The sequence below is a fragment of the Paraglaciecola polaris LMG 21857 genome (genome assembly GCF_000315055.1).
GTDB classification, from domain to species: Bacteria; Pseudomonadota; Gammaproteobacteria; order Enterobacterales; family Alteromonadaceae; genus Paraglaciecola; species Paraglaciecola polaris.
The window spans coordinates 113464-128871 of the sequence record NZ_BAER01000014.1 but is presented as its reverse complement, the minus strand read 5'-3'; the positions used below and the strand labels follow the sequence as shown (position 1 = coordinate 128871).

Here is a 15408-nt window from a genome sequence, read left to right as displayed (position 1 = left end):
AGCGAATAGCGGAGCGACTTAAGCTCAGCCAGCTACTTCTATATCAAACGTAGCTTGTTTTACTTCAAGCTGTTCTTGGGTATCTAACCACAGCATTTCAGCCTCTTCTTGGGCAACTTTGCAGCTGGCTTGATCCGCCAATAGAACTTTCAGCTCGGCTTTTTTATCCGCGTTGTAAATATCTGGGTCAGCCATTTTATGTTCTATCGTTTCAAGCTTCGCCTCAAGTTCGGCCATTTTTTTCTCTTGGGCTTGAATCATTTTGCGCAAAGGTTGTGTCGCTTGTCTAAATTCAGCCTCTAAGCGTTTGATATTTTTACGATCGAGTTTTGGCTCTTTTTTCTCGCCGCCCTCTTTCTCTAAGGATTGCCTATCCCGATCAGATTTTAATAACCAGTCACGGTAGTCATCTAAATCACCGTCGAACATAGTCACTTGCTGGTTATCGACCAAATAGAAATCGTCACACACTGATGACAACAAGAACCTGTCATGGGAAATCAACACCATTGCCCCTTCAAAACCTTGCAGTGCCATATTCAAGGCGTGGCGCATGTCTAAATCTAAATGGTTGGTTGGTTCATCTAACAACAATAAATTCGGCTTCTGGTACACAGTGAGCGCTAATACCAGACGCGCTTTTTCACCACCAGACATAGGTGCAACCCGCCCAAGCGCATCATCGCCTCGAAAGCCAAAACCACCAAGGTAGTCACGCATACCTTGCTCAGTCGCTTTAGGGTCAAGACGCTGCAAGTGATCCAGCGCTGAATCATCGGCGCGTAGATATTCCAACTGATGCTGAGCAAAGTAACCAATACGTAAGCCCGCAGAAGTTTCGTATAGCCCTTTCATCGGTTGTTTTTCACCGGCGAGCAGTTTGATCAACGTCGATTTACCCGCACCGTTACGCCCTAATAAACCGATACGGCTGCCCGGTACCAAGTTTAAATGCAGCTTTTCGAGGATGACCGTATCCTCATAGCCTAACTGCACCTGCTCCATTTTCACTAAAGGGTTCGGCAGTTTTGGCGGCATGAAAAATTCGAAACTGAACTGAGACGCAGCCAGAGCAGGTAATAACGTTTCCATTTTCTCGAGCTGTTTAACTCGACTTTGAGCCTGCTTGGCTTTGCTGGCCTTAGCCCCGAAGCGGTTGATGAACGATTCTAAATGGGCGATCTTGTCCTGTTGCTTCTGAAATTGCAGATTCTGTAGGCGCAAACGCTCGGCACGCTGACGTTCAAACGCATCGTAGTTACCCGTATAGCTCACAAGCTGTTGCTGCTCAACGCTGATAATTTCATTCACTGTGCTGTCCAAAAATGACTTATCGTGTGAAATGAGTAACAAGGTGCCTGTATAACGCTGTAACCATTTTTCCAGCCAAATCACGGCATCTAGATCCAAATGGTTCGTCGGCTCATCGAGCAGTAATAAATCAGAATGACATAATAGGGCTTGGGCGAGGTTCAAACGCATGCGCCAACCACCTGAAAACGCCGTAACGGGTCTGACAATAGCATCGTTGCCAAAGCCTAACCCGGCAAGGATGGTTGCTGCTCGTGATTCAATATCGTAAGCACCAGCATGGTCTAACTGGCCGTGTAAAGCAGCAATTTTAACCCCGTCGTGAGCGTCTTCTGCCTTTTGTAACTCCGCTTGTAAGCGACGATAAAGCTTGTCACCGTCTATCACGTAATCAAGGGCTGAGCGCTCCACAGCTGGCGTTTCTTGCGCGACCGACACCACTTGCCAGTCTTTAGGAATATTACACTCCCCTTGCTCCGGGTGTAGCTCACCTCTGATAAGTGCAAACAAGCTGGATTTACCACAGCCATTGGCACCGATTAGGCCAGCTTTGTGTCCTGGGTACAGCACAGCATTGGTTTCATGTAGCAAGGTCTTGTTGCCACGCATAAGGGATAAATCAGAAATTTGGATCATGAATGCCTATTGACGGATAACTTAGTCGGTCGATTGCGGTATGATAGCAAGATGACTGACCGAAGAAATCCTCTTGATTATGACGACTAAGATTAAAAAACGTTTTATCGCTGGGGCCACTTGCCCTCAATGCAAAAGCATGGATACTCTGATGCTTTATTTCGAGAACAATATTGAGAAAATGGAATGCGTGCAGTGCCATTATCATCAAACTCAAACCGATACAAAAGTAACAAAAGCCTCTCGCCAAAGTGAGAACGTCATTGGCGTATTTAAGCCAGAGTAACTATTGTGGTGTGAGTGATCACCTCAGTAATGAGGCGGAGGCGGTTCGATTTCAGGTGAATCGCCGCTTGGCACCTCTATTTCTTTGACCTTATTGATTACGTGAGATAACTGGAACTCCAGTAACTCCAGTTGCTTTTGTTGTTTTATCAGGGCCTTATTCAACTCTTCTATCGTGTCTTCTTGAAAGGCGACTTTCATTTGTAGTTGTTCTATATCTGCTTCTATATGTTGCATAATTGACTCTAATTACTGATTCATTTGCCAGAACTCAGCTAAACCACTGCTACTTTCTGACACGACTTGATTGTTCTTAGCAAAACCGACGCCATACACCACTGCGGTTTGCGGGCGGCTGCCTTCTCGTGGTGACACTTGCCATTCTTGTAATTCATTACCGTCAGACACGCGCCATAAATTCAATCGCTTAGCCGGTGATCCGGTCAATAAATACTGTCCGTCTTGGGAAAATACTGCTGTGCTAAATATTTTCTGCCGAGCAAGATAATGTAAATTACTGACTTCTGCACCTGTGGCTAAATCCCATATGCGTGCATCGCGCTTGCTATCAGCCGTAAACCCATAACGCCCGTTGTCATCCAGCGCCACTTTCGTCACCCGACTAGAGTGGGCAAAACGATGGATAACTTGCCCTGTTCGGGTGTCCCATAAATAGGCAGTGTAATCATTCCCACCCGTTAGAGCATAAAAACCGTTAGGGGATATATCGACGCTATTCACTTTCTCTTGGTGACCCAAAAACTCCAACCGGCGACCCGTTTTAGGCTCAAAAAACATCACCTTGCCGTTCCCCCTAGCCACTAAAATACCACGCCCTTGATTGGATACCGCTACATCACGAATGCTCGACTCATCAATCCGCCAAAATCCTTCTGGATCACCGCTGGCAACATTCCATAGGGCGAATGCCTCTCGATCAGACGTCACCACGTAGCTCTTATCGAAGGCGATATGTACATTGGCGACCAAATTATTGCCTTCGCCTTGGTGTTGCCAGGTATAGCGCTTAATATTCTGCTCAAGATCCCAAACCGATATCCCCCCCGTCACACTCGAGACCACAGCCAACGAAGCATCCGCGGAAATATTCGCCGCATAAGCGCCCTCTTCAGCATGCCGCCAAGTCTGCACTGGAGTTGACGATTGCCCAGAACAACCGCTTAGAAATAAAAAAATTAAACTTAATCTTAACAATACGGTCAATGGATTGTTCCTAATTGGGTTTCTCTTTTCACTCAGGGCGTTTAGTATAAGCGCTTTATCAAGTTGAAACACTTCACAAGTCATGTATTCGACACAAATTATCTCAGGGGAGAAGTAAATGAAAAAAACTGCTATCGCGATTCTAATTACCTCAGCCATTGGCCTTACCGCCTGTGGTCAACAAGACACGGATTTACTAAAAGTTGAAGAGCAAAAGCTTGATACCGAAGCACAGCAACAATCTTATGCAATGGGCGCGAGTGTGGGTCAGTTTATTGAGCAAAAAATGACTGAGCAACAAGCAATAGACGTTAACCTTGATAAAGATTTAGTGGTTAAAGGTTTTGTTGCAGCTCTGCAAGGTCAGTCACAGCTTGATATGAAAGAAATTCAAACTCTTACTCTCGCTATGGAAGCCGCTTCTCGCGAAAAGCAAAAAGCCATTTCTGACGCAAAAGCTGAAACTAATGTTGCCGATGGTGAAAAATTCTTAACTGAAAATGCTGAGCGTGAAGGCGTAACCGTAACCGATTCAGGTCTACAGTACGAAGTATTAACTGCTGGCGATGGTGTATCGCCTGTGGCAGAAGACACGGTAACTGTGCATTACAAAGGCACTTTACTTGACGGAACTGAGTTTGACTCATCCTACAGCCGCGGCGAACCAGCTACTTTTCCACTATCACGGGTAATCCCTGGCTGGACTGAAGGCGTACAATTGATGAAAGTGGGTTCTAAATTCAAGTTCTTTATTCCGTCTGAACTTGCTTACGGTGAGCGCGCTACGGGTAAAATCACACCAAACTCAACCTTAGTATTTGAAGTTGAGTTATTGGATGTGGCTCCAGCTGAAGGCGCAAGCGAATAAATTTTTATTCGTAAGATCAAGTCGCACATAAAAAAACCGAGCATCTACGATGTTCGGTTTTTTCGTTACTCACCAGCTTCTATCCTTGCTGAACCTTATTCCCTCGGTTTTAGACCCTTCGAAAGGGTTATTTGGCCCAGAATATCCGGGTAATTTTAGAACTTGGTATGCTGTATCTCTGCAGATGCCCTACCTTAGCACCAAAAAATAAGGGTGAATTTGGTCTAATCAGATAGTCAAGTAAGGCGTCTCGGCCCATCAACTACTTGATGTTCTAAGCTTAGCCCACAAAATTAAAAGCGAAACCTATAAGTGCACTATTTGATGTAATAATTAGTGCTAATAAAATATTTTTTATTCCGGTTAGACGTAAGAAAACACCCACTATTCAGCTGCGTGAGCCGTTCGAGAATGAAATAATAAAGCAATATCAGCAACTAACATTTAACATCCTAAGAGCACGCTTCTTGATAACGACTATTCAAGATACGATTTTGCAAAGGAATACGTTTGAAAACTAAACTAATTACCCCTGAAGGCTATAAAAAGCTGAACGATGAGCACGACGAACTTTGGCTGAAACAACGCCCTGAAATCACAAAAATAGTGACATGGGCGGCGAGCTTGGGTGATCGAAGTGAAAATGCTGATTATCAGTACAACAAACGAAAACTACGTGAAATTGATAGGCGTGTTCGTTATTTAAGAAAGCTTTTGCCTGAACTGCAGATAGTTTATTACTCTCCCCAGCAGGCTGGAAAGGTATTCTTCGGTGCATGGGTTGAGATTGAAAACGACGAGGGGGAAACAAAACAGTTTCGCATCGTTGGCCCAGAAGAAATCTACGGCGACGCCAAAGGCTACATATCGATAGACTCCCCAATGGCTCGTGCATTAATCAAAAAAGAAGTGGATGACGTGGCAAGTGTCAAAACCCCTGCAGGCTGTAAAGACTGGTATATCACTTCGATTGAGTATAAGAAGTAAATGAAGTGAGAGGTTTTCTCCCAAACGTAGCGGATGAATTTCTATAAAAATCAAGTCACCTAAGCGTGAGTAGTTAATCCAATGTACTGCGCTTGAACGTTTTAGATCTTCGGTCTCCGCCAGAAGGTAAAGGCTCGGCCCTTCTGCCAGATTGTATTGTCACCTGTTGCTTAAATCTGTCATCCCCTAATACCCACGCTTTATTGGTGACATCGCGGATTTCCACCAATGTGTGCGATGGGATTATTTCATCGAATAACGCCCTATAGGCGCTTCGCCGTGCTTGAGCATCACGTCCCAAAGAAAGGTAACAAGTATGGCAAGTGAGGAATCGAATAACACCGCCAAGTGCATTACCTCTGTAACTCGACCATGAGTATTGTGCCGGGTGTAACACTATATTCGCGCGAACAGGGTTCAGCTCAATGTAGCGACTCACCGTGAGAAAATAACGCACACTGTCAACGAGGGTTGATTTATACCGTCCCTCCCACAGCGTACCGGTTCTGCGGTAGGTTTTGTTGATATACAAAGCATAATATAGCACCAAAGACTGCATTAACTGGCTGTCACCTTTTTCGGGTGAAGGGGTCAGCAATAAATGTACGTGATTGGTCATTAACACAAAGACATGAGCCTGCACTTGGTACTTAGCTGAATATTCTTTGAGTTTATCTAAATAGACAGCGTAGTCCCCCTCAGCCATAAACGTTACTTGCCGATTATTGCCGCGCTGCGCAATAACTGCTACGTAACTTCACACCAACTTTATCCGCTACGCTTGACGTCACCGCAATGTGTCCCGAACCCTGTTTAAGCATAACCGGCAAAACAGCTTTGGTTAAGGCAATTTGACCAAACACATCTACCTCAAACAGGGTGCGATAGGCACTTAGTTCAGTATCAATACACAGTGAACGTTGAAAAATTCCAGCATTATTAATCAGGGACCTGCGGGGTCAGCCGTGGTCAATAGAGCGATAAAGTCTGGGTCGCTTTTCAGCAAACATTAGCGTTTGTGTACTCTGTAGCATGCCCCGGTTTTCATTCGCTAATATGTTTTTCTATTGGTTGTGCTTGATAATTTATCCGCAACAGCCATCATCTGGCTCTAGTCTACAAGGACAAACATCGTAAGAGAGCAAGACAATCGGCTTTGTCGATAACCTGTTTGGGGGCAACGTCACAGCTTTCCCGCATTTAAAGTTTCAGCTCCCAAAAGGAACGTTTTAGGGGTAAATAACGTTTATTTGCTGTTCTCAGTGTCACTCTGAAGCGGCAGTTAGGACCTGCGGGGCAGAGCCGATGAAATAAACGAATTTCAGGGACACCCATTGTACGGTAGCTCTTTTAGTTTAAAGGTAGGGTGTTGTTTTGCATATAAAACTAATATGCCCGTCCTGCTTTACATTATTACAGGCTCAAATCCATTGTATTTTATACGGATTCAAATACCCATAATCTGCTAAGGAAATTGGATTCGATGTAAGCTCATTTAAGTATCTGAGCAAAATGGACATCTGTATTACCAATCGTTTTTTCTTAAATATCCTCATGGTTCACATTCGTTTCTCCCACGAGCCATCCCAAAATTTCAGCAAAATTTATTGGTGTCTGGTTATAACTTTAAAAAATTGTATAACCTAAGTTTTGTCGCTTAAGCCTTTCGTGTAGCGGTAATTAAGATTACCGCGCTTACAACCTGTTAACTTGTGTAACAAGTTGTAAACAAAAAGCTTGAGGCTGCTCTAGCTTACCTATAGTATCGGGTGGTTTTTTACACGGATCCACATGCCGTTAGCTACCTAACAATATGGATAAAGGCTTTCCGTTGGCTGCTTTATAACGGTATTTAATTAACTTAATTCCAATAAAAATAATAGGTAAAGAATGAAAATTATAAAAAGAAATGCATTACAACTTTCACTTGCTGCTATTGCAGTTGTCACAGCACTGCCAAGCACTGCCGCTCATGTATGGGGAACAGGGACCTCTGCAAGTTCAGCTTATCACTGGGACACCACCGAACTTTCAGTCATTGATAGTGTGAGTGGTGAGTGGCAAGGTTACATGGAAGAAACAAATAGTTGGTGGAACACAGGTGCTGATACCGGCATATCCTCACCTTTATACTTAACCGTGACGGCTATCGACGATGGTTCAACAGCTCGAAATAACTGCTCAATATCTACAGGTAACATTCGAATATGTAACGCTTCTTACGGCACCAATGGCTGGTTGGGTTTAGCGTCTTTGAACATAGATAGTAGCAATCATATCTTGTGGGGTACTGCCAAATTAAATGAGAGTTACTCTATGACAGTTAACGAAAAACGGGGAGTAATGTGCCAGGAAGTTGGCCACTTATTCGGTTTAGGTCATACCAGTGAAAATGGTTCGAGTCAGGATACCTGTATGGATTATTCTAGCAATCCAGATGATGGTATTGACCCTAATGCTCATGATTTTGAGTTGTTAAACGAGATTTATGCTCACGTTGGTGGTGGCACTCCACCTCCTCCTGTTACTTCATGTGACGGGGACGCTGGCGATCTTTGTAATGGTGATGTAAAAACAGGCCTTTCTGGCACACGTCGTTCAGAACAAGACTTCCATATGCACGTCCCATCTGGTTCAACTAATGTCACCTTTTCTATCAGTGGAGGTTCAGGTGACGCAGATATGTACGTTAAACTTGGTAGTGTGGCACAAACAAATAACTGGGATTGCCGCCCTTACCTAAATGGAAATAATGAAACCTGTAACATGTCTGGTAGCGGTGATTTTCACGTGATGCTAAGAGCTTACAGCACATTTTCTGGCGTAACTTTGACTGCAAGTTTTAACGCAGCCAGCTCTAATGAAATTGTTGTTGATGCATCTGAGTATGGGCAAATGGTGAAAAGTAATCACAAAAGTCAAATGTGGGTTAAGCACAATGCCAACGGCACAAAAACTATCACACATATCCGTTTGATTGGCGACAGTAACGAAGTAGTTGCTGGCAAAAAGAATAAAAAAGATTAATTTGTATTAATCTTTTTTGTAATAATAAATTGGGCTTAAGCACATGCTTAATGCCCTTTTTACTTCTTGGAGATAATTATTCATGTTTATATGCAAAAACTTACCTGTCTTAATTCTACTGATAATAGGGACGTTTTTAAGCTCAAGCACATTCGCCTGCGTGCCTGCTAAAGTTTCACTGGAGCAGCGGGCTGCGGCCGCTCAGACTATTTATATTGGTATTGTAACCCATAAGCATAATGTCAAAAAAGAAGCTGAATCAATGGGCATTAACCAATCAATTTCCCCCTCGGTAACACCGTATATGTTAGATGTCTCGGTAACCGAAGTGCTTAAAGGAGAGGATCAGAGTGATCATATTCACCCTTCCATAGAAAACTGTGGTTCTGGTTCCGCGACTGAAAACGAAAAAGTGATTGTTTTTTTGAGTGATGGTAATTGGTTTACCAGCAAATTTGAGCCAAAAACATATGAAGCACTACTAGTTGAAGTGAAGCAATAGTTAGTTAGCTGAATTCCTAACTTTATTAGTTGGTAATACGAATTACATGGGCATCCATCGTAAGAGATTATGATTTTAGGGTTGAATTTTAGAATGTAAATTCCAAGTAATAGAAAAATTATGGAGGGTGGCCATTTTTACTAATACGGCAACTTTTCAAAGTAGTATTTTTTGGTCATCAAGTGTTCTACAGCATCCCATACGGTATATTCCTCGGTGAATATGTTAGCCATGTATTCCGCGTGCTGTAATGAGTATCCGTGTTCCTCATAAGCTTTTATTATAATTGTTTTAGAGCAACGGGAATAGTGACTCCAAAGTCAGGGTCAAATAACGTGCGAATCAACGGGGTCAGCCGTTGTCAATAGTGCGATAAAGTCCGGATCGCTTTTCAGCAAACATTAGCGTTTGTGTACTCTGTAGCATGCCCCGGTTTTCATTCGCTAATATGTTTTTCTATTGGTTGTGCTAGATTATTTATCCGCAACAGTCACCCATCGGGCTCTAGTCCTTGGTCTGTTAAGGCCAATTTCCCACGCACATTGTGCGCCACAAAAACGTCAGTTCCCCATGTTATCCAATGCGATAAACGCACAGGGGTAGTGGCTAGGCTTTCGCCTTCCAGGCCCGAATTGGCTTAACATGCGGGCGAATAAAATAGGTCCGGTATCACCCTCCATTCAGAGAACACTGGTTTGTTATCCAACCCCGCAAACTGGCTGAATGACACCGGGAAACTAACTAAAGGCGCGTGCGATATCAAAGGCCTGTTTGTTTTTTAACATATGAAATACCGCTCTGGCGATTTTATGCGCTAAGGCACGAATAGCCACAATACCATTGCGCTTTTATTTTTTACGCTCGTAAAAACGTTTAGCTTTTGCATCGAATCGAACAAGATAATGAGCGGCTTCTGAGAAGGCCCATGACAAATATTTATTGCCTGCTTTACGGTTACCCGTGCCTTTCTTCTGGCCGTTACTTTCACGCACACTGTTGACACAACGACAATAAGACGCGTAATTACCGACGGCTTCAAACCGATTGATGTCGCCTGTTTCTAACATGATAGTCAAACCTAAAATTGGACCAATACCGGTCACGCTGGTCAACAGTTTGAATTCATCTTTAAGCTCCACCGCTTCCAGTGTTTGTTGTTCAATGATGGCAATCTGTTTGTCTAGTGTCTTAAGAATGGTGAGATTGCTATGGGCTGAATGATACAAAAAGCGCCCTGGCTCGAAAGGCAGTGTGAAGAGCTTTTTACGAATATCGACACAGTTGACTCTATACCCTAATGAGCGCCAGATTTAATTTTGAATACTTATTATATGACTGGATGCATGTTTCACCAATTGCCGCCTACGGCGCAATAAGTCACGTATTTGTCGATATTCAGGCGGATAAATATGACCAGTAGGCAATATTCCCAAGCGCATTAAATGCGCAAGGTGAAACGCATCTTGATGGTCACCACTGTATTTTAAGCCGTCGTATTGTTTGACGGCAGCAGTATTGACCAGTTGTATTTGATAACCTTGTTCCATCAGGCCACCTACTAACCAATACCAGTTAAAAGTGGATTCGACAGCCACGGCTTTTAACTGCTCTTTGTAAGGTGCAAGCAGCTCGAGCGTGATGTTCAAATTGTTGTCGATACGCTTATCCACAACCTTATTTATCCTTTTCATCGATGACGACCACGACGTGATTGTTTGAATGTAAGTCAATGCCGCAGTAAAATGGCATAACAGCCTCCCGCTTTTGATGGTTTGAGCACCTTTCAGCATAGCTGAGCATGAACTCGGAGGCTGGCTTGAGGATTTTCAGAGACGCAGAATCCCACGCTTTATCTTGTCACCTTACAACCCATTTCGACAATTTAAAAAATAATCGGCAATAATGCTCGTCTACTCTGGTATTTTGCCTTCAAGGCCATATATTGCCTTGTTGAGCTATTTGTTTAATACGTTAAATCTGCATAACTTCGCCAAAATAGGGCCGTTACATGATCATTGAAAAAATCGCGAGTGAACTTCAAGTCAAAGCCACTCAAGTACAAGCTGCCGTTAAGTTGCTAGATGAAGGTTCAAGTGTGCCCTTTATCGCTCGTTATCGTAAAGAAGCGACCAATGGATTAGACGACATTCAGCTTCGCCTGCTAGAACAGCGCTTGGTTTATCTGCGTGATATCAATGACAGACGCAATGTGATCCTCAAAACGATTGACGAACAAGGCAAGCTAACGGATCAGCTTAAACGCAGCATATTAGGCTGTGATAATAAAACCGAATTAGAAGATTTATACCTACCCTACAAACCCAAACGTCGCACCAAAGGCCAGATCGCCATTGAAGCGGGTTTGCAACCGTTAGCAGATAGCCTTTTCAATGACCCGAATTTAACACCTGAGACAGAAGCCACTAAGTTTGTTGACGCTGACAAAGGCGTGGCAGATGAAAAGGCGGTGCTAGAGGGCGCTAAATACATATTAATGGAGCGCTTTGCAGAAGACGCTGTATTACTGCAAAAAGTCCGTCAGTACTTGATGGCAAACGCCCACATTAAAAGTCAGGTCATCACCGGCAAAGAAAAAGAAGCCGCTAAATATACTGATTATTTTGAACACAGTGAGCGTTTAAGCAAAATACCATCCCACCGCTGCTTGGCTTTATTTCGTGGTCGGAACGAAAATTTTTTACAAGTTTCCATGGATGCCGATCCACAAAAAGAAGACAGCGACAAAGGCTCTCATTGTGAGCATATTATTGCCCAGCACTTCGCTTTAAATTTCGCTAACCGTGCTGGTGATGCGTGGTTAATGACGGTTGTTCAATGGTCATGGCGGGTAAAAATAGCATTACATATGGAAACTGAGTTATTTGGTGTGGTCAAAGAGCAAGCCGAACAAGAAGCAATTCAGGTATTCGCTAAGAATTTAAACGATTTACTTATGGCTGCCCCTGCTGGCGCGAAAAATACCATGGGCCTTGATCCTGGCCTTCGTACTGGGGTAAAGGTCGCGATAGTGGATGCTACAGGCAAGGTGGTTGCTACCAGCACTATATTTCCTCATGTGCCGCAAAATTTGTGGGACAAAAGCCTACGTACCCTAGGTATGCTGTGTAAGCAACATAAAGTCAAACTAATCAGTATCGGTAACGGAACGGGCTCACGAGAAACGGACAAGCTAGCAGCTGAAGTGATCAAAGCCAACCCTGAACTTGGCCTAAGCAAAATTATGGTTAGTGAAGCTGGCGCTTCTGTATATTCTGCTTCAGAGCTGGCATCGAATGAACTGCCTGATATGGACGTTTCGTTAAGAGGCGCAGTTTCAATTGCCAGACGTTTACAAGATCCACTCGCAGAGCTAGTGAAAATAGAGCCAAAAGCCATAGGCGTAGGTCAATATCAACATGATGTTAGCCAAAGTAACTTGGGTCGCTCACTGGACCGAGTCATTGAGGATTGTGTTAATGCCGTTGGCGTAGACTTAAATATGGCCTCAGCTGCGCTACTGAGCCATGTTTCAGGTTTAAACCGCACATTAGCTACCAACATTGTTAACTTCAGAGATACCAATGGCGCATTTGGTAGTCGTAAAGACTTACTCAAAGTGGAACGCTTAGGCCCTAAGGCCTATGAGCAGGCAGCAGGCTTCTTGCGCATTGTAAATGGCAGTAATCCGCTTGATGCTTCATCGGTCCACCCAGAGGCTTACCCTGTGGTGCAGGCTATAGTGAAAAATTCCGGTAGTGCGGTCAACGACCTAATCGGTAACACAGAGTTGCTCAAGAAGCTTGAGCCTCAGCAGTTTGTTGACGACACCTTTGGATTACCCACAGTAACCGACATTATTAATGAGCTACACAAACCTGGACGCGATCCGCGCCCAGAGTTTAAAACGGCGACCTTTAAAGAAGGCGTTTCATCGTTAAGTGATTTAAAAGAAGGCATGATTCTAGAGGGCGTGGTAAGTAATGTGGCGAACTTTGGTGCTTTTGTTGATGTTGGCGTGCACCAAGACGGTTTAGTACACATCTCAGCTATGACCGATAAGTACATCTCTGATCCTCGTGAAATCGTTAAAACCGGCGATATCGTCAAAGTTAAGGTCATGGAAGTTGACGTCTCCCGTAAGCGAGTGTCTTTCACCATGCGTTTAAATGACGATATCAAGGCGCAAACTAATCAGGGCCGTAATCATGATGAGAACAAGCCTCGTCACGGGAATAAGCCAACAAATAAACCCCAGAATAAAACGCCTAAGCCAGCCTCGGCAAATCTAGCTATGGGTAACGCGTTTGCCGACGCATTTGCTAAAGCTAAAAAAAGTTAGGGTCGTAAACCTCTTATGAACTAACCCAGTTAAACCCAAAATCATAAATGCTAATACACATGAAGGGTTAGGCGGAGTAATTCAATCCGTAACTTTTAGGCTCGCTCACGCTTTGATAAAAGCGCCGCACAACCTGTTCAGCAATCAAGGTATTGCCGTTACGTTGTGTACTAGGGAGTTCATCACCATTTGCCAATAATTGTACGCTGCTTTTTAGCGACCCTGTTGCTACATCTAAATCACGAATGGGTGTGCCTTCATCAGTCCCACGCACAATTTCGTCTAACTCAGGTCCAAATGCGGCTTGAGGGGTTGTTTGGCTTTTAGCCTGTTCTACCCCTTCAGTCCCAGAAAGTCCCTGGGTGTTATCACTCTTTTGTTCAGCAAGCTCTTTACGAGCTTCAAACATTTTTTGGCTAGCTTCTGCGGCCACCCGCAGATCTTGTGCGGAAGGTTCTGCCGGAGCCGTAGCGGCGGCTTTAACCTGTTGCATCTTACGGATGGTTTCTTCTGGTGTGTCACCTTCAGCTACATCAATAGATACTTCGCCACCTGTTGCGTAACGCTTACCATCAGGACCGGTCGTATATTCGTAATTCGGTGCTCCTGCGTGCTGTCCTCCGGTATTAGCGTGAGCCTGCTCGTGAGTACGCACTTCAGTATCGCGTTTTTTAAGCTCATCTATTTCTGCTTTTTCTTGTTGCTCTTGCTGAGTTTGTTGTTCTTGTTCAGCGCCTTCTTTGCCTGCACTTTCTTGCTGGGCGTTGTCTTGATCAGCGTTTTTCTGAATATCCGATGCGGGCTCACCTTGAGTTTGAACCTGAGGGCGCTCATAAGTGAGGGGTTGGGCGGGCGTTTTTACTTTGTCATGATCACCTGCTAAACCCGATTCTGCGGCTGAGTTTTCAGACCCAGTTAACGCTGGAACTGTTTCACGCAAAGTATTATCTCTGCGCGCAGCTTCAGTGTTTATGTTTGCTGTTGTAAAAACAATCGCTGTCGGAATCGGCGTAACAATGTTCATTTTTTGTCAGTTATTGTCCGTTAAATATTTGTTTTTAAGCAAAGGTATCTAATAAAGTGCCTACCGTGTCGTTGGCTACATCTACCACCTTGGCCGAAGCCTCTACCCCTAAAGCAGCCGTTTTCAAATCGACTAGGCTATCGGTCAAACTCGCACCGGTTGCACTACTTGGCTGTTCAAAGTCACCGTTTAAATTGGCAATTTCATGTGCGGCCTGCGTGACCTGCTTACTCGACTGCTGAACACCTTGAACCCCACTGGCAAATGCTGCATTAATGTTGCCGTTATTTGATATATCCATTTGAGTACCTCTACCAATCTCTCATGCTTAATTATTAACCAAAAACGTGAAATTGAACAGTGACTTTTTACACTGATATCTTTGCCAACAAATCTGCCAGAAATTCCTCGGTATGGGAGATGAAAGGTGCATGTGAAGCATGCGGGAACACAGTCACACTATGATTATCAGGCAATGTTTGCTTAATATACTCACCCAGTTTTATGGGTACTAAGCTATCTAATCGGCCTAACATCCAATGCACTGGCATAGCAAACTCAACCAGTTTAGTGCGTAAATCAATCTGCTCTAATAGCGTCAACCCCGCTGTTAATGCGAGAATATTGGCTTGGGGATATAATTCGATACTGCTTTTTATTTTTTTGATATCGGTTTTTGCCGATTCACTTCCCATCGCTTGGATCGCTAAAAAACGCTCAATGGTTTTACTTAAATTGTTCACTAGCTGAGCGGAAAACGTCTGCAAAATGGCAGGATCGATGCCCGGCCATTCATTCTGCTTTTGAAATTTAGGTGACGTTGCCACCAGCACTAACTGTTTTATTTTATCTGACTCACATACGGCAATGTGCTGAGCGATAAGCCCGCCTAACGACCACCCGACAACAATACTCTGAGGTGGTATTACCTTAGCGACACACGCGGCTACCGATTCCATATTATAAGTTTTTGGGAGCACATCATTATTCTGGCCGAATCCAGGTAAATCAATGTAAGTCACCCTAAATAGCTGCTCTAATTGCTCTGCAATCGGCTGCCATACACCGCTGTTAACGCCCCAACCATGCAACAAAACCAAGTCAGCTCCTTTACCTTCTGTTCGAGTATTCAGTTTAGAGTTCATTTTATTCATCTACGCTTATTACATGGCGTGTCAGTTTAGAGATGCAAAACTTGAAATCAA

16 protein-coding genes are annotated in these 15408 nt (G+C 43.9%); 6 read left to right on the top strand and 10 right to left on the bottom strand.

Annotated features, from left to right (window positions below; all coding sequences use genetic code 11):
* Window positions 1-24: 24 nt before the first annotated feature.
* Window positions 25-1947: an ATP-binding cassette domain-containing protein gene (locus tag GPLA_RS01655; RefSeq protein ID WP_007103062.1), complete on the bottom strand. Its 1923-nt coding sequence runs from the start codon at window positions 1945-1947 to the stop codon at window positions 25-27.
* Between the two features lie 79 nt (window positions 1948-2026).
* On the opposite strand from GPLA_RS01655, the gene GPLA_RS01650 reads away from it, so the two are divergent.
* Window positions 2027-2233: a YheV family putative zinc ribbon protein gene (locus tag GPLA_RS01650; protein WP_007103061.1), complete on the top strand. Its 207-nt coding sequence runs from the start codon at window positions 2027-2029 to the stop codon at window positions 2231-2233.
* A gap of 23 nt (window positions 2234-2256) precedes the next feature.
* Here the strand turns inward: GPLA_RS01650 and GPLA_RS01645 are convergent, their stop codons facing one another.
* Both GPLA_RS01645 and GPLA_RS01640 read right to left on the bottom strand, forming a co-directional pair.
* Window positions 2257-2469: a SlyX family protein gene (locus tag GPLA_RS01645; RefSeq protein WP_007103060.1), complete on the bottom strand. Its 213-nt coding sequence runs from the start codon at window positions 2467-2469 to the stop codon at window positions 2257-2259.
* A gap of 12 nt (window positions 2470-2481) precedes the next feature.
* Complete coding sequence (locus tag GPLA_RS01640) at window positions 2482-3456, bottom strand: WD40 repeat domain-containing protein (RefSeq protein ID WP_040513753.1); 975 nt, start codon at window positions 3454-3456, stop codon at window positions 2482-2484.
* Between the two features lie 118 nt (window positions 3457-3574).
* Here GPLA_RS01640 and fkpA point away from each other — a divergent pair, with 118 nt between their 5' ends.
* Together fkpA and greB are read left to right on the top strand one after the other, a co-directional pair.
* Window positions 3575-4324 (top strand): FKBP-type peptidyl-prolyl cis-trans isomerase, encoded by a 750-nt coding sequence (fkpA, locus tag GPLA_RS01635; protein ID WP_007103058.1) that lies wholly within the window; start codon window positions 3575-3577, stop codon window positions 4322-4324.
* 510 nt (window positions 4325-4834) lie between these two features.
* Entirely contained in the window at window positions 4835-5311 is a 477-nt protein-coding gene (greB, locus tag GPLA_RS01630) for a transcription elongation factor GreB (RefSeq protein ID WP_007103057.1), read from the top strand.
* 73 nt (window positions 5312-5384) lie between these two features.
* On the opposite strand, the gene GPLA_RS01625 is transcribed toward greB, so the two are convergent.
* Window positions 5385-6053: a transposase gene (locus GPLA_RS01625; RefSeq protein ID WP_051997622.1), complete on the bottom strand. Its 669-nt coding sequence runs from the start codon at window positions 6051-6053 to the stop codon at window positions 5385-5387.
* Window positions 6034-6219, bottom strand: coding sequence for an SDR family NAD(P)-dependent oxidoreductase (locus tag GPLA_RS23045; RefSeq protein ID WP_264370805.1), 186 nt, complete (start codon window positions 6217-6219; stop codon window positions 6034-6036). The genes GPLA_RS01625 and GPLA_RS23045 overlap by 20 nt, the downstream gene beginning before the upstream one ends.
* A 982-nt stretch (window positions 6220-7201) precedes the next feature.
* Between GPLA_RS23045 and GPLA_RS22870 the strand changes: the two genes are divergently transcribed.
* Together GPLA_RS22870 and GPLA_RS01615 are read left to right on the top strand one after the other, a co-directional pair.
* Entirely contained in the window at window positions 7202-8338 is a 1137-nt protein-coding gene (locus GPLA_RS22870; RefSeq protein WP_007103054.1) for a pre-peptidase C-terminal domain-containing protein, read from the top strand.
* A gap of 82 nt (window positions 8339-8420) precedes the next feature.
* On the top strand, window positions 8421-8840 hold the full coding sequence (locus tag GPLA_RS01615) for a hypothetical protein (protein ID WP_007103053.1): 420 nt from the start codon (window positions 8421-8423) through the stop codon (window positions 8838-8840).
* Between the two features lie 848 nt (window positions 8841-9688).
* Here GPLA_RS01615 and GPLA_RS23810 read toward each other — a convergent pair.
* Together GPLA_RS23810 and GPLA_RS23805 are read right to left on the bottom strand one after the other, a co-directional pair.
* Window positions 9689-10066 (bottom strand): transposase, encoded by a 378-nt coding sequence (locus GPLA_RS23810; RefSeq protein ID WP_161601743.1) that lies wholly within the window; start codon window positions 10064-10066, stop codon window positions 9689-9691.
* Window positions 10067-10150: 84 nt separating this feature from the next.
* Window positions 10151-10510 carry an IS110 family transposase gene (locus tag GPLA_RS23805; RefSeq protein WP_264370804.1) on the bottom strand — a complete coding sequence of 120 codons (360 nt, stop codon included), beginning with the start codon at window positions 10508-10510 and terminating at the stop codon, window positions 10151-10153.
* A gap of 338 nt (window positions 10511-10848) precedes the next feature.
* Between GPLA_RS23805 and GPLA_RS01605 the strand changes: the two genes are divergently transcribed.
* Complete coding sequence (locus GPLA_RS01605) at window positions 10849-13179, top strand: Tex family protein (protein WP_007103050.1); 2331 nt, start codon at window positions 10849-10851, stop codon at window positions 13177-13179.
* A gap of 67 nt (window positions 13180-13246) precedes the next feature.
* Here the strand turns inward: GPLA_RS01605 and GPLA_RS01600 are convergent, their stop codons facing one another.
* From GPLA_RS01600 to bioH, 3 genes are all read right to left on the bottom strand, one after another.
* Window positions 13247-14203 (bottom strand): putative metalloprotease CJM1_0395 family protein, encoded by a 957-nt coding sequence (locus GPLA_RS01600; RefSeq protein WP_007103049.1) that lies wholly within the window; start codon window positions 14201-14203, stop codon window positions 13247-13249.
* 34 nt (window positions 14204-14237) lie between these two features.
* Window positions 14238-14504, bottom strand: coding sequence for a hypothetical protein (locus GPLA_RS01595; protein ID WP_007103048.1), 267 nt, complete (start codon window positions 14502-14504; stop codon window positions 14238-14240).
* A gap of 67 nt (window positions 14505-14571) precedes the next feature.
* Window positions 14572-15348 (bottom strand): pimeloyl-ACP methyl ester esterase BioH, encoded by a 777-nt coding sequence (gene bioH, locus GPLA_RS01590; RefSeq protein WP_007103047.1) that lies wholly within the window; start codon window positions 15346-15348, stop codon window positions 14572-14574.
* Between the last annotated feature and the right edge of the window lie 60 nt (window positions 15349-15408).